The organism is Mangrovimicrobium sediminis, from assembly GCF_004745945.1.
In the GTDB taxonomy this organism is placed as follows: domain Bacteria; phylum Pseudomonadota; class Gammaproteobacteria; order Pseudomonadales; family Halieaceae; genus Mangrovimicrobium; species Mangrovimicrobium sediminis.
In genome coordinates this window covers 561,077-585,048 of the sequence record NZ_SRLE01000006.1, presented here as the reverse complement: position 1 = coordinate 585,048, position 23,972 = coordinate 561,077, and the positions used below count along the sequence as shown (strand labels likewise).

Below are 23,972 nucleotides of genomic sequence, written 5' to 3'. Positions count from 1 at the left end.
CCGTCAGCAGATGCGCGGCAGCTGTTCGCCGGCAAGCCAGTCGACGATGCGCTGGCCTCCGAACGTGGTTTCCATTTGTACGAAGTGGTGCGGGTCCTCGACCACCTCGCCGATCACCGCGGCCTCGCCGCCCAGCGGGTGGGCGCGCATCGCCGCCAGCGCCGCAGCGGCCTGCGGCGCCGGGCAGATACACACCAGCTTGCCCTCGTTGGCCACGTACAGCGGGTCCAGTCCGAGCAGTTCGCAGGCGGACTTCACTGCGCCGCGCACCGGTATCCCGGACTCGCGGATGCGCATGCCGACCCGCGACTGGCGCGCCAGTTCGTTGAGCGTGGTGGCCAGTCCGCCGCGCGTCGGGTCGCGCAGGCAGTGGATATCTGGCGCGGCGCCCAGGACCTGCGCCACCAAGGTGTGCAGCGCGGCCGAGTCCGAGGTGATCGTCGTGTCGAACTCGAGGTTCTCGCGCGAGGACATGATGGCCACGCCGTGGTCGCCGATGGTGCCGCTGACCAGTATCGCGTCGCCGGGGCGGGCGCGATCGCCGGCAATCTCGACCCCCGGCGGCACCATGCCGATACCGGTGGTGGTGATGAACACGCCGTCGCCCTTGCCCTTTTCCACCACCTTGGTGTCGCCAGTGACTACCGGCACGCCGGCGGCGGTGGCGGCCGCGGCCATGCCGGCGACGATGCGCTCGAGGTCGGCCAGCGGGAAGCCCTCTTCCAGGATAAACCCGGCGGCCAGGTACAGCGGTGTGGCGCCGGACATGGCGACGTCGTTGAGGGTGCCGTGCACGGCGAGGGCGCCGATGTCGCCGCCGGGGAAAAACAGCGGCGAGATCACGTGGCAGTCGGTGCTCATCACCATGCGCCCGGCGGGCACGCCGAACTGCGCGCTGTCGTCGCCGCGGCGCAGCAGGTCGTTGTCCAGGTGGCGCAGGAACAATTCCTCGATGAGCTGCGCGGAGGCGCGGCCGCCGCTGCCGTGGCTCATGTCCACCTTGCCATCGCGGATGGGCAGGCGGCCGGGGAAGCGTTTTTCCACGCTGGTCATGCGCTGGCCGCCTGTGCGTCCTGGCGGAAGCGGCCGTAACTCCAGTAAGCCGCGCAGGCGCCCTCGGAGGACACCATGCACGAGCCCATCGGGGTCTCCGGCGTGCAGCCGTTGCCGAACAGCTTGCAGTCCACCGGTTTCTTCGCGCCGCGCAGGATGCTCGGGCACTCGCAGGCTTTGTTGTCGGCGGCAATCAGCGCGTCGGCATCGGCCAGCGCGGCGAAGCGCCGCTCGGCGTCGAGGTCCGCGTACTCCGGGCGGATGCGCAAAGCGCTGTGGGCGATGTGTCCCAGCCCGCGCCACTCGAACTGCTCGCGCACCTCGAAGACCTGCTCGACCAGGTCGCAGGCCTTGCGGTTGCCCTCGCGGGAGACCACCCGGGTGTATTCGTTTTCCACCTCGCAGCGGCCCTCGTTGAGCTGGCGGATGAGCATGAGTGTCGCCTGCATCACGTCCAGCGGCTCGAAGCCGGCGATCACGACGGGCTTGCCGTAGCGCTCGGGCACGAACTCGTAGGGCCGGCTGCCGATGATCGAGCTGACGTGCGACGGGCCGAGGAAACCGTCGATCTGCACCGGCTCCTCGCCCGCCGCCCGGGGCGCGTCGAGCAGGCCGGTCATCGCGGCGGGGGTGAGCACGTGATTGCAGAACACCGAGAAGTTGCCGAGGTTTTCCGCGCGCGCCTGGCGGATGGCCACGGCGGTGGGCGGGGTGGTGGTCTCGAAGCCGATGGCGAAGAACACCACTTCGCGGCCGGGATTTTCGCGGGCGATCTTCAGCGCGTCCTGGGTGGAGTAGACCATGCGCACGTCGGCGCCCTCGGCCTTAACCTTCATCAGGCTCTGGCGGCCGCTGGCGGGTACCCGCAGCAGGTCGGCGTAGATGCACAGGATGACGTTCTCCTCGCGCAGCAGGCGGATGGCGAGGTCGATGCGCGCCATGGGCAGTACGCAGACCGGGCAGCCGGGGCCGTGGATGAAGCCGACATTGCCGGGCATCAGGTCCTGCACGCCGTAGCGGAAGATCGCGTGGGTGTGGCCGCCGCAGAACTCCATGAGGCGATACTCGCGGCCGGGGTCTACTTCCGCCGCGATGTTGGCGGCGATATTGCGCGCCAGGCCCTGCTCGCGAAACTCCTCGATGTACTTCACGGTGCCGCCTCCGCCTGCCCGCCCATCTCGGCGAACAGCGCCAGGGTTTTTTCCGCCTCGGCCGGGTCCAGGCGCTCCAGGGCGTAGCCCACGTGCACCAGCACGTAGTCGCCCACCGCGACCTCGCCGACCAGCGCCAGCGATACGCTCTTGCTCACCTCACCCACCGCGACTACCGCGGTGTCGGCGTCGCTGTCGATGCTGAGGATCTCTCCGGGAATGGCCAGGCACATGGTGTCGCCCTCACTGGCCGATGGCGGCGAGCTGGCGCGAGGCGCGCAGCCACTGGTACCACTGCGCCATGCCCTCGCCGGTGGTGGCGGAGACCTGCATCACCTTGATCCGCGGGTTCACCCGCCGCGCATTGGCGATACAGGCGCCGACGTCGAACTGCAGGTAGGGCAGCAGGTCGACCTTGTTCAGCAGCATGACGTCCGCGGCGTGGAACATGTCCGGGTACTTGAGCGGTTTGTCCTCGCCCTCGGTGACCGAGAGGATGGCCACTTTGTGCGCCTCGCCCAGGTCGAAACTCGCCGGGCAGACCAGGTTGCCGACGTTCTCGATGAACAGGATGCTGTCCGGCTCCGGCTGCAGGGATTCCAGCGCGTGGCCGACCATGTGCCCGTCCAGGTGGCAGCCCTTGCCGGTGTTGATCTGCAGCGCGCGCACGCCGGTGGCGCGGATGCGCTCGGCGTCGTTGGCGGTCTGCTGGTCGCCCTCGATGACGGCGATGGGCACCTCGCTGCACAGGTCCTCGATGCTGCGGGTGAGCAGGGTGGTCTTGCCCGAGCCGGGGCTGGAGACCAGGTTGAGCGCGAGGATGCGGTTCTCGGTGAACCAGTCGCGGTTGCGCGCCGCGTAACCGTTGTTCTTGAACAGGATGTCCTGCTCGATCTGCACCATGCGCGCCTGGCTCATGCCCGGCGCGTGGGCGTGGGCGGGGCCGGTGCCGTAGTCGTGGTGGTCGTGGCTGCGCGGGTGCTCGTGGTCGTGCGCGTGGTCGTGCGCGTGTTCGTGAGAGTGCTCGTGCGAATGGTCGTGTGCATGCACATGATCGTGGCTGTGGTCATGGCTGTGCCCGTGGCCGTGGTCATGTTGGTGGTCATGCCCGTGGTCATGGCTGTGGCCATGGTCGTGCCCTTCGATTTTCGTCTCGCCCTCGGCGCAACCGCAGACAGTACACATTATTCCACCTCCAGTTCCTTGATTTTCATTTCCTCGCCGCCAGAGACCTGCAACTGGTAGCTGCCGCAGTCCGGGCAGGCGTCGAAACGCTGCTCTATGTTCACCTGCCGCGCGCAGGGCATGCACCAGGCCTGCGCGGGCACGTCGATAATTTCCAGCGCCGCGCTGTCCGCCACCGTGCCGCGGGTCACCGCGTCGAAGCAAAAGCGCAGCGCCGCCTGTTCCACCCCGGCCAGCTGGCCGATCTCCAGCCACACGGTCTTCACCCGCCGGTAACCCTGGCTGGCGGCGTTGCTCTCCAACACCTGCAGGATGCCCTCGCACAGGGACATCTCATGCATGCTGGCGTCCCGGCCCGTGCAGGCTCAACGTGTAGCCGATGCACGGGTCCATCAGTTCGATCAGCATGGCGGCCTGTTCGCGTATCGCGCCGGCGTCGCCGCGCAGCCGCGACAGGGCCTGGCTGAGCACCCCGCCGGGATGGAAGTTCCATTCGGTGGGCGCGAGGATGCGGTAGTCGGTGATGGTGTCGCCGGCCAGTTCCACCGTGTGCACCAGGCAGCCGCGCGCAGCCTCCACCCAGCCCACCCCGGGTTCGCTGCCACTGCCGCGCAAGGTGGCCGGGGTCACCTCATTGGCCAGCCGCCGGCGCAGGGTATCGAGCAGGCTCACAGCCTCGCTGACCAGGGCGACGGCGCGCGCCAGCAGGCCGGCGCCGAAACGGCGCTGGATGTCGCCGACCAGTGGGGACCGGCTGCGCGAGAGGCTGCTGGTTTCGCAGTGCCGGCCCTGCCATGTCGGACGGGTGACAAAATCCAGGTAGTGCATCTGCGCCGCCAGCTCGCGCGCCTGCAGCGCATCCAGCGCGGGCAGGGCGATGGTTTCCAGCGCGGCGCTGGCGTTCCAGTCGCGGCGTGCCAGGTGTCGCAGCAGGCCGGCGATACTGCCGGTGTTATTGCCGGACCAGGCCTGCAGCGCCTCGTAACTTTCCAGCGATTGCCAGGCCGCACGCGATTCGCCGAGTGCGGTGCGTTCGATCAGTGTGGCCATGTCGTCGAGCACCGCCTGTGCCGCGGCGTGGTCGGCCGCGCCGCCGCTGGCCCCGGGCAGGAACAGGTCCTGGCCGTTGGCGAGGGCTTTGTCGAAACGCTGCTGTAGCTGCATCGCCTGCGCCAGGGCGTCGTGGTCGCGCTCGGCGCCGGTATAGCCCGGCCAGTCCAGGTATAGCCGCCACAGGTGCTCGCGCAGGGTCTCCATGTCGACCAGGGCCTGGCGGCGCGCGGCGATACCCGGCGCCACCGCCACCCCGCGGGCGCTCTCCACCGCCTGCACGCTCGCACTGAGCTGGGCGCGGGTGCACACGTGGAACAGGGCGCGGGTGAGGGTCAGGGTCTCGGTCACGCTCTTGCCGACGAACATCTGCGCGATATGTACCGGCCGCGTGGAGTGGATGTCCACCCCGTGCGCGTCATCGTTGCCGGCGGCCAGGTAGATGGCGATATCCAGTTTTCCCTCCGGGGGTGGCAGGCCGTTCACCGGCGGCCCCCGGTAAACAGCTGCCGCCGGCTGAGGCCGGCGGGTTGGGCAGGCGGTTCGGTTGCCGCTGTGGCGGTTGTCGCCGGCGGTGTCTGGTCGACCTCTGGCGTGGGCGCTGCGGCTGGCGCCGCCGGTTCCACAGCCAGCGGGTTGCCCCCCGCATCCAGTTGCTCGCAGTTGGCGTCGTTCATCAGTTCGGCCAGCACCGCCGCGGCGGTATCCAGCGCCGCCGCCTGGTCGCGGAACTCGAACATCGGCGAGAACAGCGAGCAGGCCTGGTAGTGGCCGAGGGCCGGCTCTTCGCCGACGATGAATTCGTAGCCCCCGGCGGGAAACACGTGGCTTTGCTTGGAGCCGACCTTGCGCGCGGCGAACGCCTCCCGTGTCGCATCGCTGGCGGGCAGCAGCACCAGGTTCATGAACCAGGGAGTGACCAGCACGCCGAGGTAATAGTCCTGCCAGCGGGTGAAATGCTCCGCGCTCACCGACAGTTCCGGGTGGATGACCGGCACGCCGCGCATGCGCGTGAGCTGGATCGACGTGAAGGTCGACTCCAGGGTCTCCTGCCATTGCGCCAGGGTCTGCGGGGCGCTGGCGGCGGCGTTCACGGGGTGTCCACGAGCAGAAAATCATCCTTGTTGCCATCGCATTCCGGGCAGGTCCATTGCGCGGGAAGTTGGGAAAACGGTGTGCCGGGTGCCACGTGCCAGTAGTCGTCGCCGGCCGCCGGGTCGTAGACGTACCAGCAGATCTTGCACTCCAGCTTGCTGTCGTCGCGCAGCTTGCTGTTGTCGCCGCCGTAGGAGCCGCTGAAGAAAATATCCTCCCTCACAGGTAGATCTCCAGGATCTCCTGCAGGCGCTCGGCGCTGTCGGCGATGTCCTCCGGCGCGGCGCAGGCCACCTCGGGGACGGCGCAGATCTCCAGGGAGTTGAGGATGTTCTTGTCCTGGGAATTGAAGTAGCGCACCCACCAGACGTTGCGGGTGCCCGTGCTGGTAATGCGGCAGTTGCCGTAGCCGCGCGAGAGGATCGTGGTGCGCCCGGCGCCCAGGCGCTGGTCGAGGAACTCCAGGTCCTGCTCGGTCTGCGGCAGCAACGTGAGGTTGATGGTGTGCGGGGTGTCGCCGGGCCGGAACTGCGCGGCCTTTTCATTGATCTCGGCGATCAGCGGCGGCGCGTTGCACACGCCCTCGGGCAGCGCTTCACCGCTTTCCGCGGCAGCCGTTGCGGCGCCGGCGAAAGTGGCGTCGCGCACCAGGTCGGGTATCGGTGCGACCTGGATCAGGTCGCGCAGCAGCGCACCGCTCTCGCCCACCTGCTGGATGCGCCAGACGCCGGTGAGCACGCTCTCCTGGATGCGCACGCGGTCCTCGCCGTCGAACAGGATGCTGACCTCGCCCTCGCCGAGCACCTGGTCGACCAGCTCGCGATTGGCGGCGTCCAGGTCCTGCACCTCGATGTTGAGGCTCGCGGCCCCGGGGCTCCAGTTGCACATGCGCCGCTGCAATTCGGCCAGGCGTTGCGTGGCGCCGACCAGGTGCGCGACATCTTCCGGCTCGGGCAGGATGGGGGCGTTGTAGGTGTCCATCCCGGACGGCAGTTGCAGGATGTCGAGTTCGGCGCCGTCGGTTTCCGCCGGCTGGCTGCCCGGCCCGGCTACCGCGGCGGCGTCGGTAAAGATGATGGAGTCGTTGTTGCTCACGGCTGCTCTCCTGGTGGTGGCTCCGGGACCTGGCTGCGGACCTAGACGTTGACGGCGGGAATCATGCCGCCGTCGGCGGCGTCGAGGAGGGCGGGAATACGCTGCAGGTAGTCCTCCCAGTTCTGGATGCCGGTGATGGCGCCGCAGTAGTTGCCCTCGTTGAAGAACGCGAGCGCCGGCCACACGGTGAAATCGAAGCGCGCCTGCAGCGCCTGCTCGAAATCCGCGGCGACGATGGCCGCCGCCAGGCCGTCGAACTCCTTCACCAGTTCCGGCAGCACCATGGCCACGTCGTTGCTCTCCGGGTACTTCTGCGGCTCGGCGCAGAAGAACAGCACGGCGCGTGGGTGGGCGGCGAGGAAGGGCGCCAGCGCGGCCTCGTCCAGGCGTGGATAGCCGTGTCTTTCCAGCATGTTTTCGACGATGGGTGATGGCATGCGTGCTCCTCGCTGGCCTGGTCGCAGGCTCAGGACGGTGTGTCGGTGGCCGGCGCGGGGTCGCGCAGGAATTCGGGTAATTGCGGCTCGCGGTCGACCAGGTCGGCGAACAGGTGGTCGAAGCTCTCGCCGCGCAACGCCGCCTGCAGGCCGTCCAGCGCCTGCTGGATCTCCAGCGCGCGCTGGTCGCTGATCACTTCGCGGGCGGTATCCAGGAAGGTCATCAGCCACGTCCCGGCGGGCTGTTCACCCACCAGCAGCATGTCGATATCGACCTCCCTGCCGTCCGCTGCCCGGCAGCGCGCCTGGATGGCCGCGCTCTCGATGACCTGCATGGGAATACCGATGCACATGCGCCTCAACCCCGCTCGCGATAGCCGTCGAGGTGCTGGTCCAGCGCCACGCTCACGCCGTCGATATCCGCCGGGCGGTACTCGACCTGGTAGTCGCTGGAGTTGAGCACGCGGGCGTCTCCGGTGCGGCAGGCCTGCTCCTCGGCGGGCCGCTCGTTCTCGTAGAGGGTCATGTCGGCAATGGCGCCGGCGGCGTCCACGTTCGCCGGCAGCGGTGCTTCCCGACGCTGCGCGCGAATACCGCGCTGCGCCAGGTAGTCGAGGGCGGCGTCCAGGGCGGCGGGGAGCTGCGCCTTGACCTCGGGCCGCAGGCTGCCGCCGAAATCCTCGATCGCCACCGGTTGTACACCGACCAGCAGCAGTTCGCGGGGGTAGTCGCCCATCATTTCCGCCAGCGCGAGGACTTCCTGGAAGCCGGTCTGGTGCAGGCTGACCTTCTTGGCGCCGAGAAACTTGGGTACTTCATCGCCCTCAATCAGCTTCAGGGTGCCCCCGGGCAGGCCGTAGTCCACCGCGTCGAACACCACCAGGATGTCCGCGTCGCGGATGTACTGCACCAGGTAGATGCCCTGGGTGCCGCCGTCCAGCAGGGTGACGTCGCCCGCGAAGCGGTACTCGCGCTGCAGGGTCTCCACGGCGCGCACGCCGAAGCCCTCGTCGGCCCACAGCAGGTTGCCGATTCCCAGGATCAGTACCTTGGGCGATGTGGTGTCAGTCATGTCCCATAGCCAGCGCTGTTGTTATCAGCCGCTCCCGGCGGCCCTTGTCCATGCGCCCGGTGCCCCGGAGCGTGTCAGGTTTGCTACCAATCCCATGGCAATGCCTGTGCCAATCTCTTCTAATGCTATAACCTATTGAAATAAATCAATAAATTATCTGGCCTCCAGGCTGGCACGGGATTGGAGGGTTAGCGTGCTTCCATCATGGAAATTTAGTGGATAGTAAGTATCCAGTATATGCGACCAAGGTCGGGTGGAAAGTCCCTATGAATGGAAAGGAATTAAGCAAAGTGGAGAGGAGGTAGCCGGCGGGACGCGCGCTGCGCACGCCCGCCGCAGGGGCGCTCAGTCGCGGTCGTCCTTGAACATGCGCCAGCCGCTGATCATGGTGCTGACCAGGCTCTGCCGGGACATGATGTCCTCGCGGACCGCGGCGTAGATGTGGATGATCGCGAAGATGGTGATGATCCACATGCCCCAGTGGTGCCACATGCGCACGTCCTGGCTCTGCCCGACCAGTGGGATCAGCCAGCCGAACAGGGTGTCCTGCCAGCTGCCGGGGCCGGATTGCTCGGCGTACAGGGCGAAGCCGGTGAGCATCATCGCCAGGCTGCCGATCACCACAATGCCGACCATGAAGATCGCCGCCAGCGGGTTGTGGCCCACATACTTCTTCGGCTCCTTCGCCAGGAAGGCATACCAGCGCATCTCGTGCACGAGTTCTTTCCAGTACTCCCGGTTGAACAGGTTGAGGTGGAAGATCTCCCGCGAATAGCGGTTGCCGACGAAGGACCAGTACACGCGGCCGATAAACCCGACGGTGAAGATGTAGGCCGCGGCGAAGTGGGCGAAGCGGATATAGCCCATCACAAACCAGTCACTGGCCTCGCCGGGGAGGGTGGGCAGGGGATTGGCGATGAGGTAGCCGGTGACGCTGAGAACCACGATGCACAGGGCATTCACCCAGTGCCACAGGCGCACCGGGGCTTCGTAGACGTAAACCGCGGTCTGTTTCTGTGTGAGTTCCATGGCCTGTCTCCCCTAGTGGGTTTCCTCGCGCCGCGCCCGGGCGCGCACGATGCTGTGGCGCACGGCCAGCGCGGCGGCCAGGGTGACGCCCAGCGCCAGCAGGGCGAAGCGGTGCTCGGGCTCGGTGAGCACGTGCCACAGGTTGGTGGCCAGCCCGCTGCCGTGATCGCCGTCGTGGGCGAAGCCGCGGCTCGCCAGGGTGGCGGCGAAGCCGGTGGTAACAGCTTTGATCAGTTTCATGTTGCTTCTCCCGGTTAGCGGACTTTGACGGTGGCCAGCTCTTTGCCGTCCTCGCCCATGACGTGCGTGGAGCAGGCCAGGCAGGGGTCAAAGCTGTGCAGGGTGCGCAGGATCTCGACCGGCTCTTCCTTGCGCTCGACCTTGGTGTTCATCAGCGAGGCCTCGAAGGCGCCAATGCCGCCCTGGCTGTCGCGCGGGGAGCCGTTCCAGGTGGTCGGCACGATGCACTGGTAGTTATCGATCTTGGTGTCCTTGATCTGGATCCAGTGGCCGAGGGCGCCGCGCGGGGCCTCGGAGAAGCCCACGCCCTTGACGCTCTGCGGCCAGGTTGCCGGGTTCCAGTTGTCGGTATTGGCGGTGCTGATGTCGCCGGCCTTGATGTTGGCCATCAGCTTGTCCATGAAGTAGCGCATCTGGTCGCCGGCCCAGTCCGCCTCCAGCGCCCGTGCCGCGGTGCGGCCGAGGGTGGAGAACAGGGCGGAGACCGGCACGTCCAGGGTCTTGAGCACGAAGTTGATTTGTTCGGTGATGTACTCGTGGCCGTTGGCATAGCCCACCACGTAGCGCGCCAGCGGGCCGACCTCCATGGCGTGGCCGTTCCAGCGCGGCGCCTTGATCCACGAGTACTTGGCGCCCTCGTCGATCTCCTGGATGTTGGTGCGCGTGCCCTTGGTGTTGGGGCCCAGTTCGTACTTCGGTTCGGTGATGCCGTCCCAGGGGTGCAGGCCGCGCGCCTCGTCCGGGTACTGGTACCAGGAGTGCGGCACGAATTCCTGGATCTCGTCCGGGTTGCGCAAATCGACCGGGTGCACTTCCTTGAGGTTGCCGTTGATGATTGCGCCGTGGGGCATCATCAGGTTGCCGGGGGAGTAGTCGTTGGCGCGGTCCGGGATGTCGCCGTAGGCCAGCACGTTGATGCCGGAAAGCCCGCCGCCGTACAGCCAGCCCTTGTAGAACTGGCCAACCGCGAGGATATCCGGGATGTAGACGTTCTTCACGAAGTCGCGGGTCTGGTCGATGATCGACGAGATCTGGTTCAGGGTAACCATGTTCAGCGGCGCGCCGGCGGCCATGTCGTCGTTCATGTTGATCGCGCAGGGCACGCCGCCCACCATCCAGTTCGGGTGCGGGTCCTTGCCGCCGAAGATGGTGCGGATCTTCATGATCTCTTTCTGGAAATCCAGCGCCTCCAGGTAGTGGGTCACCGCCATCAGGTCCGCTTCCGGCGGCAGCAGGTAGGCGGGGTTGGTCCAGTAGCCGTTCTTGAACGGGCCGAGCTGGCCGCTCTCGACGAATTTCTTCAGCCGGTTCTGGATGTCGCGGAAATAGCCCGGCGAGGATTTCGGGTGATTCGGCGCGACCATCTGCTGCAGTTCGGAGGTGGCTTTCGGGTCCGCCTTCAGGGCGTTGACCGGGTTCACCCAGTCCAGCGCGTGCAGGTGGTAGAAGTGCACCAGGTGGTCGTGCACCTGCAGGGTGAGCTGCATGATGTTGCGGATGGAGTTGGCATTCTCCGGGATCTGGATGCCCAGGGCATCCTCCACGCAGCGCACCGAGGTCAGCGCGTGGGTGCCGGTGCACACGCCGCAGATGCGCTGTACGAAGGCCCAGGCGTCGCGCGGGTCGCGGCCCTTGAGGATCACCTCGAGGCCGCGCCACATGGTACCGGTGGAGACCGCGTTGCGGATGATGTTGTCGTCGTCGACGTTCACCTCGCAGCGCATGTGCCCTTCAATGCGGGTCACCGGGTCGACGACCACGCGCTTGCCCGAGTTGTCCATCTGGAAACCGGTGGGAGTGGTAAACGTGCTCATTGATTGTCACCTCCTTGCTTGCGCGCGCTCTTCAGTGCGCTGACCGCGGCGTGTGCGGCGATGGCGCCGCCGACAATACCGGCTGCGGCGAGGCCCACCTTGTCGGCGTTCGCCTCGACACCGAACTGGTGGGTGTCCGTGGTGTGCTGGTAGAACGAGCCCTTGTCCCAGAAGCCGTCCTCGGAGCAGCCGATACACGGGTGGCCGGCCTGGATGGGGAAGGACAGGCCGCCGTTCCAGCGGATGGTGGAGCAGGCGTTGTAGGTGGTCGGCCCCTTGCAGCCCATCTTGTACAGGCAGTAGCCGCGGCGCGCGCCCTCGTCGTCGAAGCTCTCGACGAACTGGCCGGCATCGAAGTGCGGGCGGCGGTAGCACTTGTCGTGCACGCGCTGGCTATAGAACATCTTTGGCCGGCCCTGGCGGTCCAGGGCGGGAATCTGCTCGAAGGTCAGCATGTAGGTGATGACCGCGGTCATCACCTCGGCGATGGGCGGGCAGCCCGGCACCTTGATGATCGGCTTGGCGGGAATGCCCGGCACCTTGTGGATGGGGGTGGCCTGGGTCGGGTTGGGGCGCGCCGCCTGCACGCAGCCCCAGGAGGCGCAGGAGCCCCAGGAGATGATCGCCTTGCAGTGCTCGGCGGCGTGCAGCAGCTGTTCGGTGAACGGCTTGCCGCCGATGATGCAGAACATGCCATCCTCGTTGAGCGGCGGGTTGCCCTCGACGGCGAGGATGTAGTTGCCATCGTACTTCTCGATGGTCTCCTCGATGATCGCCTCGGCCTGGTGGCCGGCGGCGGCCATCAGGGTGTCGTCGTAGTCCAGCGAGATCATCGACAGCACCACGTCCTTGGCCAGCGGGTGCGCCGAGCGGATGAAGGATTCCGAGCAGCAGGTGCATTCGAGTCCGTGGAGCCAGAGCACCGGGATGCGCGGCTTGGTCTCCATCGCGTGCACGATCTGCGGCACCACCGCGGGGCCCAGGCCCAGGGCGGAGGCAGTCAGGCTGCAGAACTTCACAAAGCTGCGGCGGGAGATCCCCTGGCGCCGCATCACGTCATAAAAGGTTTCAATCATTGGCAGGTTTCCCCATGGCGGTAGTGGGCTCGGACCCGTTACTGCATTTATTCTTCGCGGACTTCTGCCGGTGGTTATCGCAAGAACCGTACCCTTCACAATAAATTCATGATATTCAGTCATTTATGTATGTCTCGCGGGATTGGGTGGCGGGTGCTGTGACAACTAGCTTGCTAGCGCCTGCGGGGAGGTGGAAACCTGCTTGCCAGTTTGGGTGGTCGTGTACGCCAGGCGATAAGCTGTACAAATATCCAGTGTCTGCTAGAGTTCTGCTGCCCCGGCGAACTGCGCAAACCCTGCGCCGCCGGTTAACCCGAGGCCGTCACGAGCGGCGTGGAGACCGAAGTGCCCGAACACCACAAGCTGGACTACGTCGAATTCCGCACCCCTGACCTGGCCGCGAGCAAGGCGTTTTTCCACGCCGCCTTCGGCTGGAACTTCGTCGACTACGGCCCGGACTACACCGCTTTCAGCGGCGAGGGCCTGGACGGCGGCCTGTTCCGCGGCGCGGCGCCGGCCACTGCCGATGGCGGCGCGCCCTTGCTGGTGTTCTACAGCGCAGCATTGGAGGGCAGCGAGGCGGCGGTGACCGCCGCTGGCGGCCGCGTCGTGCGGGAGATTTTCAGTTTTCCCGGCGGCCGCCGCTTCCACTTCGTCGAACCCGGCGGCAACGAACTTGCGGTGTGGTCCGACCGCGACGCGGACGGCTGACGCACCGGTGTATGTTCCGGAGGCCTTCGCCGTTCGCGACACGCGCGAGTTGCGCGCGTTCATCGAGGCCAGTGCGTTTGGCCTGCTGGTCTCCCAGGTCCAGGGTCATCCCTATGCCAGCCACCTGCCGTTCCTGCTGGCGCCGGGCGGTGAAAGACTGCTGACCCACGTCGCCCTGCAGAATCCTCAGCATGAGGAGATCGACGGGCAGCAGGTGCTGGTCGTGTTCCAGGGTGCTCACGGCTACATCTCACCGGCATGGTATCGCGCACCGGGAGTGCCCACCTGGAATTACCAGGCCGTACACGCCCGCGGCCCCGCCCGGGTTTTTCGTGACAGCGACCGTCTGGGTGAACTGGTGGATACGCTGGCGCGCAAGTACGAGGCCGCGGAGCCCGAACCCTGGAAGCCCGACTATGGTCCGTTGATGCTGACGCAGATCGTCGGTATCGAGATCCACATCGAGGTGCTCGAAGGCAAATACAAGCTCAGCCAGAACCGCAGTGCGGAGGACCGCGCGGCGGTGATCGAACAACTGGAGCGGCGAGGTTCGCAGGAACTGGCGCAGGCCATGCGCAAAGTCGACCGGTGAACTGTCCGGCCCGGGTAATGGGGGGGTAGGCGCATGTCTATTCGCACTTTACACGCGACGCTATTATTGGAGGGATCATGTACGGAATCTTAGGCAAACTGCTCGCCACCCCGGGTAACCGGGAGCGCCTGGCGCAGGTCCTGGTGGCGGGTTCGCGGGATATGCCCGGCAACCTCGCTTACGTGGTCGCCCTGGACGAGGCCGATGAGCTCGCCCTGTGGGTGACCGAGGTCTGGGCGAGCCGGGAGGAGCACCAGGCCTCGCTGCAGCTGCCGCAGGTACAGGCCGCTATCGGCGAGGCGCGCGGGGAGGGCCTGATCGCAGGCTTCGGCGAGCGCTTCGAGACGCGCCCCCTGCCCGACAGCCTTTGAGCGGATGCCTCGCCGCACAACGCAAACTGAATCGGGAGAGACCCATGGAAAAAGTCACAGGTATCGGCGGCATGTTTTTTCGCGCGCGCGACCCCGCCGCGCTCGCCAAGTGGTATGCACAGCACCTGGGCATCAAGCCCGTGCCGGACAGCTACGAAGAACTGCCGTGGATGCAGGCCGCGGGGCCGACGGCCTTCGCGCCCTTCAGCCAGGACACCGGCTATTTCGGCCGGCCCGAGCAGGCCTGGATGATCAACTTCCGGGTCGCCAACCTGGACGCCATGGTGGAGCAGTTGCGCGCCGCGGGCGTCGAGGTCGAGGTGGACCCGGAGGCCTATCCCAATGGCCGCTTCGCGCGCCTGCACGACCCCGAGGGCAACCCGATCGAACTGTGGCAGCCGGAAGACGGCGCGTGAACATCGACTACCGCGTCAACGCGCCGGTGAGCGCCGCGCAGTTCGTCGCGGTACTGCGCGCATCGACACTGGCGCAACGCCGGCCGGTGGATGACCTGGCCTGCATCCAGGGCATGCTGGACCACGCCAACCTGACCGTCAGCGCCTGGGAAGGCGAGGAACTGGTGGGTATCGCCCGCTCGGTGACCGACTTCCATTATGCCTGCTACCTGTCGGACCTCGCGGTGGATGCGCGCTGCCAGGGCCGCGGTATCGGCCGGCGCCTGCAGGCCCTGACCCAGGAGCAGCTCGGCCCGCACGGCAAGCTGATCCTGATTGCCGCCCCGGCGGCCAATACCTACTATGCGCAGCTGGGCATGCAGAACAACCCGCGCTGCTGGGTGCTGGAACGCGATGCGCGATTGCCGCAATGACGAGAATATCCGCGAATGTTGTTCAATTGCCCGCTGGGTGAGGAGAAAGCCCGCGCCCTGGTCGAGGTACTCGACCTGGCGCCGGGCAGTCGCGTGCTGGACATCGGCTGCGGCGATGGCGAGTTCTTGCGCCGTGTGCACGCGCGCTGGGGCGGCGACTGCCTCGGCATCGACCTTGATGACGCGGCGATAGCGCGCGCCTCGGCGGTCTCGGGGGACGCTGGTCCGCGCTTCGAGGTGGGGGACGCGGGCAAGCTGCCGGTCGCTGCGGAGTTAGACCTCGCCATCTGCATTGGCTCGACCCACGCCTTCGGTTCTGGCCGGCAGGCCTTCGCGGGCGCTCTTGCGGCGATGCCTCGCATGCTGCGCCCAGGCGGCCAGCTGCTGTTGGGCGAGGGCTACTGGCAGCGCGATCCGGAGCAAGCGTACCTGGACTTCATCGGCGAGCCAGTGGGGGTGTACAACAGCCACGAGGAGAATCTGCAGCAGGCCGAGGCCGCCGGGTTGGTGCCCCTGTATGCCGCGACCAGCACGCGCGAGGAGTGGGATCACTTCGAGTGGTGTTTCCGGCTGCGCGCCGAACGCGCGGCCCGGGCCGCGCCGCAGGACGAGGCAGCTGTGGCCAGGCGCGACCGCGTGCGGCAGTGGAACCACTTCTACCGGGCGTATGGCTGCTCTACCATGGGTTTCGGTTTTTACCTGTTTACACAATCCTGAGGTTCCCAGTGGCGGAACAGACCATGCAGATCTGGGTGGACGCCGATGCCTGCCCGGTAGTCATCAAGGAAATACTCTTTCGCGCGGCACAGCGCACGCAGGTGCCGGTAACCCTGGTGGCCAACCACACCCTGCGCGTGCCGCCCACGCCGCTGGTGCGCTTTGTACAGGTGGCGGCGGGCTTCGACAGCGCCGATGACGAGATCGTGGCGCGGGTCGCCGCCGGCGACCTGGTGATTACCGCGGACATCCCCCTGGCCTCCGATGTCATCGCCAAGGGGGCCATGGCGCTCAGCCCGCGCGGCGAGCGCTTTACCGCGGACAACATCCGCGGCCGGCTCAACATGCGCGATTTTCTCGATACCATGCGCGCCAGCGGTATCGAGTCCGGTGGGCCGCCGGCGCTGGGCCCCGCGGACCGGCAGAACTTCGCCAATCACCTCGACCGTATTCTGGCGCAGCGCAAGTGACACGCGGCCGCGCAACTTCACACACAGGCAGACACTGACGGGAACTCGATATGCAGGCGGAATTCTGGAAGACCAAGTGGCACACTGGCGAGATCGGCTTTCACCTGGATGACGTCAACCCGATGCTGGCGCGTCATATCGACGCGCTCGGCCTGGCCGCCGGCGCGCGCCTTCTGCTGCCGCTGTGCGGCAAGACCCGCGACATCGCCTGGCTGTTGTCGCGCGGCTTCAGCGTGATCGGCGTGGAACTGGTGGAGGACGCGGTGCGCCAGTTGTTCGCGGAACTGGGTGTCGAGCCGCAGGTTAGCGAGGAGGGCGGTCTGAAACGCTACAGTGTCGAGGGTCTCGATATCCTGGTTGGCGATTTCTTTGCCACCAGCGCCAGCGCCGTGGGTCCGGTGGATGCGGTGTACGACCGCGCCGCCCTGGTAGCGCTGCCGGCGCCGATGCGCGAGCGCTATACCGCGCACCTGCGCGCGGTCAGCGGCGGGGTGCGGCAGTTGCTCATCGCCTACGTGTACGACCAGTCGCTGGCGGACGGCCCGCCGTTCTCGGTCACCGATGCCGAGGTGGAGCGCCACTACGCCGCGCACTACCGCCTCACCCGCCTGGTGGCCGAGCCGGTGCCCGGCGGACTCAAGGGCAAGTACCCGGCACAGGAGCACGTCTGGCTGCTGGCTGATGTATGACATCACCCGCGAAACCCTCGATGCGCGCTGCCACCGCTACCGGGTCACCCGGGACGGTGCGCCGCTGGGTTTCGCCGCGGCCCTGGCCGCCTGGCAGGAGGATGAGTCCTTTCGCGGCGCGTTCATCGACAGCCTGGAGGCATCGCCCTTTGCCGCCTTTCGCTGGGAGACACCGGCGCTGAGCCGCTCGCTGGCCGCGCGCGAGTTCGAGTACGTGTTGCTCGACTCACCGTGGCTGGACGTCGCCCCGGACCGGGCGACCTTTGCCGCTTACTTCGAGGCCGGGGAGGACACCCCGGGCATCGTGCAGTTCGCCAACCTCGGCGGCGATGCGCAACTCGTGGTGCCCAGCCCGCGCGGCCCGGCGCATTGCTACCCCCACCTCGCCGCCTTCGTGCGCGGCGCGCCGGCCCGCCAGGTGCACGCCCTGTGGGCGGCGGTGGGGCGCGTCGTGGCCGCCGAACTGGACGCGCGGCCGCGCTGGCTGAGCACCGCCGGCGGCGGCGTGGCCTGGGTGCACGTGCGCCTCGACGACACGCCCAAGTACTATGGTCACGCCGCCTACCGCAGCGCGCACTGAGTCCTGCGCGGGCGTCACCGATCTTCGGAGGTTTGCATGTTGCGTCGCTACCTGGTTGTTCTCGCCCTCTGGGCACCCCTGGCCCAGGCCGCCGACTGGTCCGGCCGGGTCACTGCGATCGAGGCCATGACCGTGTCGCGGGCGGTGCTGTTCTCGCTTTCCGGCGAATTGAAGGGCGCGAGCCGCTGTAACGAATACGGCATGTACGCCATCGATCTCTCCGCCCCCGGCGGCGAGGCGCTGTTCGACCTGCTCATGCACGCCTATATCCACGACCTCGAGGTGGAGGCCGAGAGCCTCAACACCTGCGCGGTGTACTGGAAGGCGGAGGGCCTCAAGCGCCTGAGGCTGCGCAAAACGCCCTAGACCGCGGCCGGCGCGACGTTCAGGCCGAGGCGCCACCATCCACGGCGATGGCCTGGCCGGTGAGGTAGCTGTTCTCCGGTGCGATCAGCATGAGCATGGCCTGCACCATCTCCTCCGGTTCCCCCAGGCGTTTCATCGGTGAGCGTTTCGCCAGCTGTGCGAGCAGGGCCTCGTCGGTGCCCGTGGTGAGCAGCGGCGTGGGGCTGAAGTAGGGGCAGATCGCATTGACGCGGATATTGTGCCTGGCGTATTCCAGCGCCGCGGTGCGGGTGAGCCCGACCACCGCATGCTTGGCCGCGCAATAGGCGGCGAGGTTGGGGGCGCCGCCGATGCCCGCCTTCGAGGCGACGTTGAGAATAGTGCCCCCTTCCTGCGTCAGCATCTGGCGAATCTGGTACTTCATGCCAAAGAACACGCCCTTGGCATTCACCGCGTAATTCCTGTCGAGGTCCGCTTCGGTGGTTTCGATGAAGGGCTTCATCGGCGCCGACATGCCGGCGTTGTTCACCGCGATGTCCAGTGCGCCAAACGCTTCCACCGCCGCGCTGACCAGCTCCGCCATGGACTGCTCGCTGCACACGTCGGCGGGCACCGCCACTACCTGCGCGCCGCGCTGGCGCAGGTCCTGCGCCAGGGCCTCCAGCGGCTGCGGGGCGAGGTCGCTGAGCAGCAGCCTGGCGCCGGCGTCGGCGAGGTGGCCGGCGAGCAGGGTGCCGAAGCCGCCGGCAGCGCCGGTGAGCAGCACTGTGCGATCCCGGAAATTGTCACTGGGCATGGGGGTACCTCGGGGTGGTTGGTTCAATCAGCAAAGGAAAAAAGGTGCGGACCCGATCCCACATCCGGCCCGCACGAAACGCGGCCGCTGGCACGGCGCGCGGTCACAGCACTCAGAGGTTCCAGGTCACCTGCACACCATAGTAGCGGCCTTTGGCCAGCGGTGCGAAGGTGCCGCCGGCGGGTACACCGGAGATGGTGTCCGGCAGTTGGGTGTCGCCGCCGTGCTTGACGTCGTCGAGCAGGTTGTTGCCGTAGATGCCGACGGTCCAGTTGCCGTTCGCGGAATGGAAGTCGATGCCCGCGTCGAGGATCTCCTGGTCCAGCAGGTAGCCGAGGTTGTCGTCGGTGTAGGCGGAGTCGTCGCGGTAGGCGTAGCTCAGCCGCGAGGCAAGGTAGCCCCAGTCGCCCAGCGCCAGCTCGTGGTTGAGGCCGATGCTGTACGTCCACTCCGCGGCGCGCGGCAGGTCCAGGGCCTTGTCGGCGCCGTCGATCACGCCGTCGCGGTTGAGGTCGGCGCTCACGTCGCTGTAGCTGGCGTCGATCCAGCCCACGGAACCGGTGAGCAGCAGGGTGTCGGTGATGGAGAACGCGCCGTCGACTTCCACGCCGAGGATCTCGGCGTCGGCGGTGTTGCGCACCAGCTGGATGACGCCGATCGGACCGGCGAAGTTCAGCTCGCGCTGCATATCCTCGACCTCGTTGTAGAACAGCGCCAGGTTCAGGCGGCCGCGGTCCCACTCGGACTTGTAGCCCAGCTCGAAGTTGTCCACGGTTTCCTCGTCGAAGGGTCCGGGCACATCCGCCGGGTCGAAGGAGGTGTTGCGCAGGTTGTAACCGCCGGAGCGGAAGCCGCGGGTCCAGTGGCCGTAGACGCGCGAGTTGTCGGACAGCTCGTAGGTCATGCCCACCTTGGGCGACCAGCTCGACCAGTCCTCGTCGTCGATGAAGTCGGGCGTACAGGTGGCCTCGCCGGGCGCCGGGCTCACCAGGTTGCAGGTGGGTGCACCGCCCTGGGAGATGTTCTGGCTGAGGGAGGCGACCTCCGCCTCTTTCTCCTCGTAGGTGTAGCGCAGGCCGAGGTTGAGAATCAGTGAATCGGTGAGGTTGTAGTCCAGGGCGCCGAAGGCGGCATAGGTGTCGACGCTGTAGTAGCCGCCGCCGTCAAAGATTGCCGCCGGGGCAATGCCGCCGGTGGCGATGCCCAGCAGTTCGCGGCGCTCGTGGTAGTCGATGTCGTTGGTGAAATAGTACAGGCCGGTGGTCACCGCGGCGCGGTCGGCGAAGGTGCCGGAGTAGCGCAGTTCGTTGCTGAACTGCTCGGCTTCGGTCCAGGTGCCGGAGTGGAACAGCCACACCGGTTGCGAGTCGATATCGCCGCGGCTCTCGGCCTCGTAGTTGCGCCAGCCGAAGATGTTGGTGATGGTGCCGTCGCCGAAGGCGACATCCTGGTTGAATTCCAGGGTGACGAAATCGGTTTCGGTGTTGTAGTAGCCCTCTTCGTCGATGGACAGGTCGTGGCTGTCGCGGTCGAAGGTGGCGAAGGCGCCGGGCACGCCGGAGCCGTTGACGTGGTTCTGGCTGGCGGGGCCGTCGCTGTCGTTCTCCGCGTGCTCCCAGCGCAGGATCAATTCGGTGCGCTCGCCCGGCGACCACACGCCGACGCCGCGGAACATGGTCTGCTCCACCGCGCCGAAGTCGTCGCCGGTGAACTCGTTCTCGAACCAGCCGTCGTCATCGTTGTAGTAGGCGGTGAACTTGCCGCCCAGGGTGTCGGTGATGGGACCGCCGATGGTGCCCATCAGGTACTTGTTCAGCCCGCCCTGGTCGCCGCCGTCGATCGCAGCGCGCACGCTCGCCTCCAGTTCCTCGCCGGGCTTGCGCGTGCTGATCAGTACCGCGCCGCCGGTCACGTTGCGGCCGAACAGGGTGCCCTGGGGGCCGCGCAGCACTTCGATGCGCTCCAGGTCGAACACGTCGAACACGGTGCCCGCGGGCAGGCCGAGGTAGACGCCGTCGACGAAGACGCCGACGGTCGGGTCGATGGAGACGATCGAGCTATTGATACCCAGGCCGCGAATGGCGAAGTTGGCGTAGCCGCGCGCGGTGGCGGCGTCATCCAGGGCGACGTTGGGCATGCCCACCGACAGGCTCTGCAGGTCGCGGACCTTGAGCGCGTCGAGCTGGTCGCCGCTGTAGGCGGAGACCGACAGGGGCACCGCCTGCACGCTTTCCTCGCGCTTGCGCGCAGTGACAATGACTTCTTCGAGGAGGACCTGGTTGACCCCCGGCCGGGCGCCCTGGGCCACTGCGACCCCCGCGTGCCCGGCGGCCAGGCTCACCGCCAGTGCCAGCGCAAGGCGCCCGTGGAATGCCCGCGCCGGGCCTGATACCGCTTGCTGCTTGATCGGTCGCATCGCTGCTTCCCCCTATTATTATTCGCCGGGAATGACATGATTTTGTTGGTGCAGTCACGGGCAGTTACACGCATTGCGGTGCATCTGGAACCCGAGCTGGCTGGCAGCGTAGCCCAAAGGTAAAAGGCGTAAAATAACAATTCCCGCCATACTGACTTACCAAAAGCGCCGTGTTTTTACGCCATGTACTTCGGCGCGCGGGCGGTGCATCATTCCCCCTCAGGGTCGCGCTGAGCTTGCAATTGGTTGCGCGCGGCAACAATAAAAACAGGGCCAGTCGGAAGCACACGGCGGATGACCAGCGAAGAAATCACCATACCCACCAGTTATCTTTCCACCCTGCTGGCAATGGTCGCCGAGCGCGGCTACGACACCGGGCGGCTGCTGCGCGATGCCGGCATCGACCGCGACGAGATCGACGGGCAGCGCTATTTTTCCGCCTCGCGCTACGGCGAGCTGTACCGCCACGCCATGGCCGTGATGTCCGACGAGTGGTTCGGCATGCTCAGCGGCGGGCGCATCCCGCCGGGTTCGTTCCGCCTGCTGTCCCTGCTCATGGTGCACTCGCGGGACCTGCGCCAGGCGCTGCAGCGGGCCTGGGATTTCGGCCGGGTGTGCCGCGGCTTCCAGATCAGCGTGCTGCTGCAGGAGGAGGGTGACACCGCCCGGGTACAGCTCGCACCGCTCAAGCGCGATCGCGAGAGCGAATTCGAGGCCGCCGTGCGCAGCGCCTCGCCGGCGGTGATCCGCACCACGCTGGCCGCCTGGCAGCGCCACTGGAGCTGGCTGATCGGCAGCGAGCTGAAAACCAACCGCAGCGTGTTCACCTTTCCGCGCCCGGAACAGCACTGGGAGATGGCCCAGTTCACCTGCGGCGAACTGGTCTTCGACGCGCCCTTCAACGGCCTCGAGTTTCCCGCCAGCTACCTGGACTTCCCGGTGGTGCAGAACGAGGAGAGCATGGAGGAGTTCCTGCGCACGGCGCCCTATGGCCTGGTCATCAACGTCGAGCGCAGCCAGTCCACCCAGGCGCGGGTCAAGGCGCTGCTCAACCAGAACCTCGGCGATACCACGCTGTGCGCGGACCAGATCGCGCAGCGGCTCAACATGTCCGTGACCACCCTGCGCCGCCATTTGCAGATGGAGGGCAGCTCCTTCCAGCGTCTCAAGGACGAGTGCCGCATGGAGGCGGCGCTGCACTACCTGGCCTGCTCCGGCATCAGCAACCGCGAGATCGCCGAGCGCCTGGGCTTCGATGAGGTCAGCGTATTCTTCCGCGCCTTCAAGAAGTGGACGGGCATCACCCCGGGCCAGTATCGCGCCGCGGACCAGGGCGCGCGCACACCGCTGCAACTGCCCTAGGCAGGACTGGCGGGAGCTTAATCGTCAGTGTGATTGGCGGGAATCGCCATTGTGCCGGACGCATGCTGGTCTAGAATCCGGTGGGATAACAGGCGCGGGTCCACCGGCGAATGCAGAATTTCACTTTCACTACCAGCAAATCCATTGTCTGCGAGAGCGGCGGGCTGCAGCGTATTGCGGAAATCTGTGCAAGCGCGGGAATCCGCCGCCCGCTGCTGGTCAGCGACCGCGGCATTGCCGATCTCGGCCTGCTGGATCGCGTGGCCGGGTTGTTGCGCGAGGCCGGCATGCACGCGGCAGTTTTCGCCGGGGTCGTCGCCGACCCACCCGAGGCCACGGTGCTTGCGGCGCTGGAGAGCGCTACGGCGGCGCAGGTCGATGGCGTGGTCGGGGTCGGCGGCGGCAGTTCGCTGGACACCGCCAAGCTGGTCGCCCTGCTGGCCGGCTCCGGCCAGGCGCTCGCCGAGGTGTACGGGGTGGAGGTCGCCAGCGGTCCGCGCCTGCCGCTGGTGCTGGTGCCGACCACGGCGGGCACCGGCTCGGAAGTCACCGCCGTGGCCATCGTCACCACCGGCGAGACGACCAAGACCGGCGTGGTCTCCAGCCACCTGTACCCGGACGTCGCCCTGCTCGACGCCGAACTCACCCTCGGCCTGCCGCCGGCGATCACTGCGATGACCGGTGTCGACGCCATGGTGCACGCGGTGGAGGCCTACACCAGCGCGCTGCGCAAGAATCCCTACAGCGACCTGCTGGCGCGCGAGGCCCTGCGCCTGCTCGGCGGCAGTATCCGCACCGCGGTGGCGAACGGCGCCGACCTCGCCGCGCGCCAGGCCATGCTGCTCGGCGCCTGCCTCGCCGGGCAGGCCTTCGCCAATGCGCCGGTGGCGGCGGTGCACGCGCTGGCCTATCCCCTGGGCGGCCAGTACCATATTCCGCACGGGCTGAGTAATTCGCTGGTGCTGCCCGAGGTGTTGCGCTTCAACAGCGCCGCGGCACAAACAGACTACGCCGAGCTCGCGGCAATACTGGTGCCTGAACAGGACCTCGCCGCGACGGAACAGGGCCGCGCCGCGCAACTCGAGGCCTACTTCCGCGCGCTGATCGCCGACCTCGGCCTGCCGGCCACGCTGTCCGCCGCCGGGGTGCCGGCGGCGGACCTGCCGCTGCTGGCGGCCGAGGCGATGCAGCAGCAGCGCCTGCTGGTCAACAACCCGCGCACGGTAGCCGAGTCCGACGCCCTCGCCATCTACCGCGCCGCGTACCACTAGGGTGAAGCCCGCCGCCACGTCATCCACCGCGCGAGGGAGCCGTTCCGCCATGACCGAAAATTCACTGCCCGATCCGGGCCTGCGCGAAAACTACCGCTGGTACCTGGCGCTGAACACGCGCTGGATGGACAACGATGTCTACGGGCATATCAACAACGTCACCTACTACTCCTACTTCGACACCGTCGCCAACACCTTCCTCATCCGCGAGTGCGGGCTGGATATCCACGGTGGCGGCAGCGTCGGCTACGTGGTGCATTCCGAGTGCCACTACAAGAGCGCGCTGGCCTTTCCGCAGCACCTGGAAGGGGGCTTGCGCGTCAACCGTATCGGCACTTCGTCGGTGCAGTACGGCATTGCGATCTTTCACGCGGGCAGCCAGCAGGCCAGCGCGCATGGCACCTTCACCCACGTGTTCGTCGACCGCGACAACGAGCGGCCCACGCCCATCGAGGGCCGCCTGCGCGAGGGCCTGGAACGGCTGCGGGTGGGTGACTGACAGACGGCCGTCCGGCGGCCAGGACAT

General features: G+C 67.1%; 31 protein-coding genes. 13 read left to right on the top strand and 18 right to left on the bottom strand.

Annotation, left to right across the window (positions count from 1 at the left end; all coding sequences use genetic code 11):
- Positions 1 to 3: 3 nt before the first annotated feature.
- The 16 genes from hypE to E4634_RS09395 form a co-directional block, all read right to left on the bottom strand.
- A complete protein-coding gene (hypE, locus tag E4634_RS09470) occupies positions 4 to 1,053 on the bottom strand; it encodes a hydrogenase expression/formation protein HypE (protein WP_135443176.1) in 1,050 nt (349 codons plus the stop codon).
- Positions 1,050 to 2,204, bottom strand: coding sequence for a hydrogenase formation protein HypD (hypD, locus tag E4634_RS09465; protein ID WP_135443174.1), 1,155 nt, complete (start codon positions 2,202 to 2,204; stop codon positions 1,050 to 1,052). Before hypD ends, hypE begins: the two co-directional genes overlap by 4 nt.
- Positions 2,201 to 2,437, bottom strand: coding sequence for a HypC/HybG/HupF family hydrogenase formation chaperone (locus E4634_RS09460; protein WP_135443172.1), 237 nt, complete (start codon positions 2,435 to 2,437; stop codon positions 2,201 to 2,203). Before E4634_RS09460 ends, hypD begins: the two co-directional genes overlap by 4 nt.
- 10 nt (positions 2,438 to 2,447) lie before the next feature.
- Positions 2,448 to 3,389 carry a hydrogenase nickel incorporation protein HypB gene (gene hypB / locus E4634_RS09455; RefSeq protein WP_135443171.1) on the bottom strand — a complete coding sequence of 314 codons (942 nt, stop codon included), beginning with the start codon at positions 3,387 to 3,389 and terminating at the stop codon, positions 2,448 to 2,450.
- Entirely contained in the window at positions 3,389 to 3,730 is a 342-nt protein-coding gene (gene hypA, locus E4634_RS09450) for a hydrogenase maturation nickel metallochaperone HypA (RefSeq protein ID WP_135443169.1), read from the bottom strand. Before hypA ends, hypB begins: the two co-directional genes overlap by 1 nt.
- Positions 3,723 to 4,925 carry a nickel-dependent hydrogenase large subunit gene (locus E4634_RS09445; protein WP_135443167.1) on the bottom strand — a complete coding sequence of 401 codons (1,203 nt, stop codon included), beginning with the start codon at positions 4,923 to 4,925 and terminating at the stop codon, positions 3,723 to 3,725. The genes hypA and E4634_RS09445 overlap by 8 nt, the downstream gene beginning before the upstream one ends.
- A complete protein-coding gene (gene hybE / locus E4634_RS09440) occupies positions 4,922 to 5,533 on the bottom strand; it encodes a [NiFe]-hydrogenase assembly chaperone HybE (RefSeq protein WP_206046838.1) in 612 nt (203 codons plus the stop codon). The genes E4634_RS09445 and hybE overlap by 4 nt, the downstream gene beginning before the upstream one ends.
- A complete protein-coding gene (locus tag E4634_RS09435; RefSeq protein WP_135443165.1) occupies positions 5,530 to 5,757 on the bottom strand; it encodes a rubredoxin in 228 nt (75 codons plus the stop codon). Before E4634_RS09435 ends, hybE begins: the two co-directional genes overlap by 4 nt.
- Positions 5,754 to 6,629, bottom strand: coding sequence for a hydrogenase expression/formation protein (locus tag E4634_RS09430; RefSeq protein ID WP_206046837.1), 876 nt, complete (start codon positions 6,627 to 6,629; stop codon positions 5,754 to 5,756). The genes E4634_RS09435 and E4634_RS09430 overlap by 4 nt, the downstream gene beginning before the upstream one ends.
- Before the next feature lie 41 nt (positions 6,630 to 6,670).
- Entirely contained in the window at positions 6,671 to 7,066 is a 396-nt protein-coding gene (locus tag E4634_RS09425; RefSeq protein WP_135443163.1) for a thioredoxin domain-containing protein, read from the bottom strand.
- A gap of 29 nt (positions 7,067 to 7,095) precedes the next feature.
- On the bottom strand, positions 7,096 to 7,419 hold the full coding sequence (locus E4634_RS09420; protein ID WP_135443162.1) for a HypC/HybG/HupF family hydrogenase formation chaperone: 324 nt from the start codon (positions 7,417 to 7,419) through the stop codon (positions 7,096 to 7,098).
- Positions 7,420 to 7,424: 5 nt separating this feature from the next.
- Positions 7,425 to 8,138, bottom strand: a complete 714-nt coding sequence (locus E4634_RS09415) for a HyaD/HybD family hydrogenase maturation endopeptidase (RefSeq protein ID WP_135443160.1) — start codon at positions 8,136 to 8,138, stop codon at positions 7,425 to 7,427.
- 345 nt (positions 8,139 to 8,483) lie between these two features.
- Positions 8,484 to 9,167, bottom strand: a complete 684-nt coding sequence (cybH, locus tag E4634_RS09410; protein WP_135443158.1) for a Ni/Fe-hydrogenase, b-type cytochrome subunit — start codon at positions 9,165 to 9,167, stop codon at positions 8,484 to 8,486.
- 12 nt (positions 9,168 to 9,179) lie between these two features.
- A complete protein-coding gene (locus E4634_RS09405) occupies positions 9,180 to 9,407 on the bottom strand; it encodes a hypothetical protein (protein WP_135443156.1) in 228 nt (75 codons plus the stop codon).
- A gap of 14 nt (positions 9,408 to 9,421) precedes the next feature.
- Positions 9,422 to 11,221, bottom strand: a complete 1,800-nt coding sequence (locus E4634_RS09400) for a nickel-dependent hydrogenase large subunit (RefSeq protein WP_135443154.1) — start codon at positions 11,219 to 11,221, stop codon at positions 9,422 to 9,424.
- Positions 11,218 to 12,297: a hydrogenase small subunit gene (locus E4634_RS09395; RefSeq protein ID WP_276606622.1), complete on the bottom strand. Its 1,080-nt coding sequence runs from the start codon at positions 12,295 to 12,297 to the stop codon at positions 11,218 to 11,220. Before E4634_RS09395 ends, E4634_RS09400 begins: the two co-directional genes overlap by 4 nt.
- 345 nt (positions 12,298 to 12,642) lie before the next feature.
- Here E4634_RS09395 and E4634_RS09390 point away from each other — a divergent pair, with 345 nt between their 5' ends.
- The 10 genes from E4634_RS09390 to E4634_RS09345 all read left to right on the top strand — a co-directional run bounded on the left by E4634_RS09390 (position 12,643) and on the right by E4634_RS09345 (position 17,622).
- On the top strand, positions 12,643 to 13,008 hold the full coding sequence (locus E4634_RS09390; RefSeq protein ID WP_135443152.1) for a VOC family protein: 366 nt from the start codon (positions 12,643 to 12,645) through the stop codon (positions 13,006 to 13,008).
- 7 nt (positions 13,009 to 13,015) lie between these two features.
- Positions 13,016 to 13,600: an FMN-binding negative transcriptional regulator gene (locus E4634_RS09385; RefSeq protein WP_135443150.1), complete on the top strand. Its 585-nt coding sequence runs from the start codon at positions 13,016 to 13,018 to the stop codon at positions 13,598 to 13,600.
- A 77-nt stretch (positions 13,601 to 13,677) separates the two neighbouring features.
- Positions 13,678 to 13,971 carry a putative quinol monooxygenase gene (locus E4634_RS09380; protein WP_135443148.1) on the top strand — a complete coding sequence of 98 codons (294 nt, stop codon included), beginning with the start codon at positions 13,678 to 13,680 and terminating at the stop codon, positions 13,969 to 13,971.
- Positions 13,972 to 14,015: 44 nt separating this feature from the next.
- Positions 14,016 to 14,387, top strand: coding sequence for a VOC family protein (locus E4634_RS09375; RefSeq protein WP_135443146.1), 372 nt, complete (start codon positions 14,016 to 14,018; stop codon positions 14,385 to 14,387).
- Positions 14,384 to 14,800, top strand: a complete 417-nt coding sequence (locus tag E4634_RS09370) for a GNAT family N-acetyltransferase (RefSeq protein ID WP_135443145.1) — start codon at positions 14,384 to 14,386, stop codon at positions 14,798 to 14,800. Before E4634_RS09375 ends, E4634_RS09370 begins: the two co-directional genes overlap by 4 nt.
- Positions 14,801 to 14,815: 15 nt before the next feature.
- A complete protein-coding gene (locus tag E4634_RS09365; RefSeq protein ID WP_135443143.1) occupies positions 14,816 to 15,517 on the top strand; it encodes an SAM-dependent methyltransferase in 702 nt (233 codons plus the stop codon).
- Between the two features lie 23 nt (positions 15,518 to 15,540).
- Positions 15,541 to 15,987 (top strand): YaiI/YqxD family protein, encoded by a 447-nt coding sequence (locus E4634_RS09360; RefSeq protein WP_135443141.1) that lies wholly within the window; start codon positions 15,541 to 15,543, stop codon positions 15,985 to 15,987.
- A 50-nt stretch (positions 15,988 to 16,037) separates the two neighbouring features.
- Entirely contained in the window at positions 16,038 to 16,676 is a 639-nt protein-coding gene (gene tmpT, locus E4634_RS09355; RefSeq protein ID WP_135443139.1) for a thiopurine S-methyltransferase, read from the top strand.
- Positions 16,669 to 17,256: a DUF6940 family protein gene (locus E4634_RS09350; protein WP_135443137.1), complete on the top strand. Its 588-nt coding sequence runs from the start codon at positions 16,669 to 16,671 to the stop codon at positions 17,254 to 17,256. The genes tmpT and E4634_RS09350 overlap by 8 nt, the downstream gene beginning before the upstream one ends.
- Positions 17,257 to 17,292: 36 nt before the next feature.
- Positions 17,293 to 17,622, top strand: coding sequence for a hypothetical protein (locus tag E4634_RS09345; protein ID WP_135443135.1), 330 nt, complete (start codon positions 17,293 to 17,295; stop codon positions 17,620 to 17,622).
- A gap of 19 nt (positions 17,623 to 17,641) precedes the next feature.
- Here the strand turns inward: E4634_RS09345 and E4634_RS09340 are convergent, their stop codons facing one another.
- Together E4634_RS09340 and E4634_RS09335 are read right to left on the bottom strand one after the other, a co-directional pair.
- Positions 17,642 to 18,397: an SDR family NAD(P)-dependent oxidoreductase gene (locus E4634_RS09340; protein ID WP_135443133.1), complete on the bottom strand. Its 756-nt coding sequence runs from the start codon at positions 18,395 to 18,397 to the stop codon at positions 17,642 to 17,644.
- Between the two features lie 112 nt (positions 18,398 to 18,509).
- Positions 18,510 to 20,813, bottom strand: a complete 2,304-nt coding sequence (locus E4634_RS09335) for a TonB-dependent receptor (protein WP_135443131.1) — start codon at positions 20,811 to 20,813, stop codon at positions 18,510 to 18,512.
- Between the two features lie 294 nt (positions 20,814 to 21,107).
- On the opposite strand from E4634_RS09335, the gene E4634_RS09330 reads away from it, so the two are divergent.
- The 3 genes from E4634_RS09330 (at position 21,108) to E4634_RS09320 (ending at position 23,945) form a co-directional block, all read left to right on the top strand.
- Entirely contained in the window at positions 21,108 to 22,175 is a 1,068-nt protein-coding gene (locus E4634_RS09330) for an AraC family transcriptional regulator (RefSeq protein WP_135443129.1), read from the top strand.
- Between the two features lie 110 nt (positions 22,176 to 22,285).
- Positions 22,286 to 23,446 carry an iron-containing alcohol dehydrogenase gene (locus tag E4634_RS09325; RefSeq protein WP_135443127.1) on the top strand — a complete coding sequence of 387 codons (1,161 nt, stop codon included), beginning with the start codon at positions 22,286 to 22,288 and terminating at the stop codon, positions 23,444 to 23,446.
- A 49-nt stretch (positions 23,447 to 23,495) separates the two neighbouring features.
- Positions 23,496 to 23,945 carry an acyl-CoA thioesterase gene (locus E4634_RS09320; protein ID WP_135443125.1) on the top strand — a complete coding sequence of 150 codons (450 nt, stop codon included), beginning with the start codon at positions 23,496 to 23,498 and terminating at the stop codon, positions 23,943 to 23,945.
- Positions 23,946 to 23,972: the final 27 nt, after the last annotated feature.

What these genes read in the sequence shown, in the direction of transcription:
- E4634_RS09460 (WP_135443172.1), bottom strand. Translation starts at nt 2,437, where the DNA reads ATGTGCCTGGCCATTCCCGGAGAGATCCTCAGCATCGACAGCGACGCC.
- E4634_RS09405 (WP_135443156.1), bottom strand. Translation starts at nt 9,407, where the DNA reads ATGAAACTGATCAAAGCTGTTACCACCGGCTTCGCCGCCACCCTGGCG.
- E4634_RS09395 (WP_276606622.1), bottom strand. Translation starts at nt 12,297, where the DNA reads ATGATTGAAACCTTTTATGACGTGATGCGGCGCCAGGGGATCTCCCGC.
- E4634_RS09375 (WP_135443146.1), top strand. Translation starts at nt 14,016, where the DNA reads ATGGAAAAAGTCACAGGTATCGGCGGCATGTTTTTTCGCGCGCGCGAC.
- tmpT (WP_135443139.1), top strand. Translation starts at nt 16,038, where the DNA reads ATGCAGGCGGAATTCTGGAAGACCAAGTGGCACACTGGCGAGATCGGC.
- hypA (WP_135443169.1), bottom strand. Translation starts at nt 3,730, where the DNA reads ATGCATGAGATGTCCCTGTGCGAGGGCATCCTGCAGGTGTTGGAGAGC.
- E4634_RS09325 (WP_135443127.1), top strand. Translation starts at nt 22,286, where the DNA reads ATGCAGAATTTCACTTTCACTACCAGCAAATCCATTGTCTGCGAGAGC.
- hypE (WP_135443176.1), bottom strand. Translation starts at nt 1,053, where the DNA reads ATGACCAGCGTGGAAAAACGCTTCCCCGGCCGCCTGCCCATCCGCGAT.
- E4634_RS09345 (WP_135443135.1), top strand. Translation starts at nt 17,293, where the DNA reads ATGTTGCGTCGCTACCTGGTTGTTCTCGCCCTCTGGGCACCCCTGGCC.
- E4634_RS09340 (WP_135443133.1), bottom strand. Translation starts at nt 18,397, where the DNA reads ATGCCCAGTGACAATTTCCGGGATCGCACAGTGCTGCTCACCGGCGCT.
- cybH (WP_135443158.1), bottom strand. Translation starts at nt 9,167, where the DNA reads ATGGAACTCACACAGAAACAGACCGCGGTTTACGTCTACGAAGCCCCG.
- E4634_RS09350 (WP_135443137.1), top strand. Translation starts at nt 16,669, where the DNA reads ATGTATGACATCACCCGCGAAACCCTCGATGCGCGCTGCCACCGCTAC.
- E4634_RS09335 (WP_135443131.1), bottom strand. Translation starts at nt 20,813, where the DNA reads ATGCGACCGATCAAGCAGCAAGCGGTATCAGGCCCGGCGCGGGCATTC.
- E4634_RS09320 (WP_135443125.1), top strand. Translation starts at nt 23,496, where the DNA reads ATGACCGAAAATTCACTGCCCGATCCGGGCCTGCGCGAAAACTACCGC.
- E4634_RS09360 (WP_135443141.1), top strand. Translation starts at nt 15,541, where the DNA reads ATGCAGATCTGGGTGGACGCCGATGCCTGCCCGGTAGTCATCAAGGAA.
- E4634_RS09415 (WP_135443160.1), bottom strand. Translation starts at nt 8,138, where the DNA reads ATGACTGACACCACATCGCCCAAGGTACTGATCCTGGGAATCGGCAAC.
- hypB (WP_135443171.1), bottom strand. Translation starts at nt 3,389, where the DNA reads ATGTGTACTGTCTGCGGTTGCGCCGAGGGCGAGACGAAAATCGAAGGG.
- E4634_RS09330 (WP_135443129.1), top strand. Translation starts at nt 21,108, where the DNA reads ATGACCAGCGAAGAAATCACCATACCCACCAGTTATCTTTCCACCCTG.
- E4634_RS09400 (WP_135443154.1), bottom strand. Translation starts at nt 11,221, where the DNA reads ATGAGCACGTTTACCACTCCCACCGGTTTCCAGATGGACAACTCGGGC.
- E4634_RS09420 (WP_135443162.1), bottom strand. Translation starts at nt 7,419, where the DNA reads ATGTGCATCGGTATTCCCATGCAGGTCATCGAGAGCGCGGCCATCCAG.
- E4634_RS09380 (WP_135443148.1), top strand. Translation starts at nt 13,678, where the DNA reads ATGTACGGAATCTTAGGCAAACTGCTCGCCACCCCGGGTAACCGGGAG.
- E4634_RS09425 (WP_135443163.1), bottom strand. Translation starts at nt 7,066, where the DNA reads ATGCCATCACCCATCGTCGAAAACATGCTGGAAAGACACGGCTATCCA.
- E4634_RS09365 (WP_135443143.1), top strand. Translation starts at nt 14,816, where the DNA reads ATGTTGTTCAATTGCCCGCTGGGTGAGGAGAAAGCCCGCGCCCTGGTC.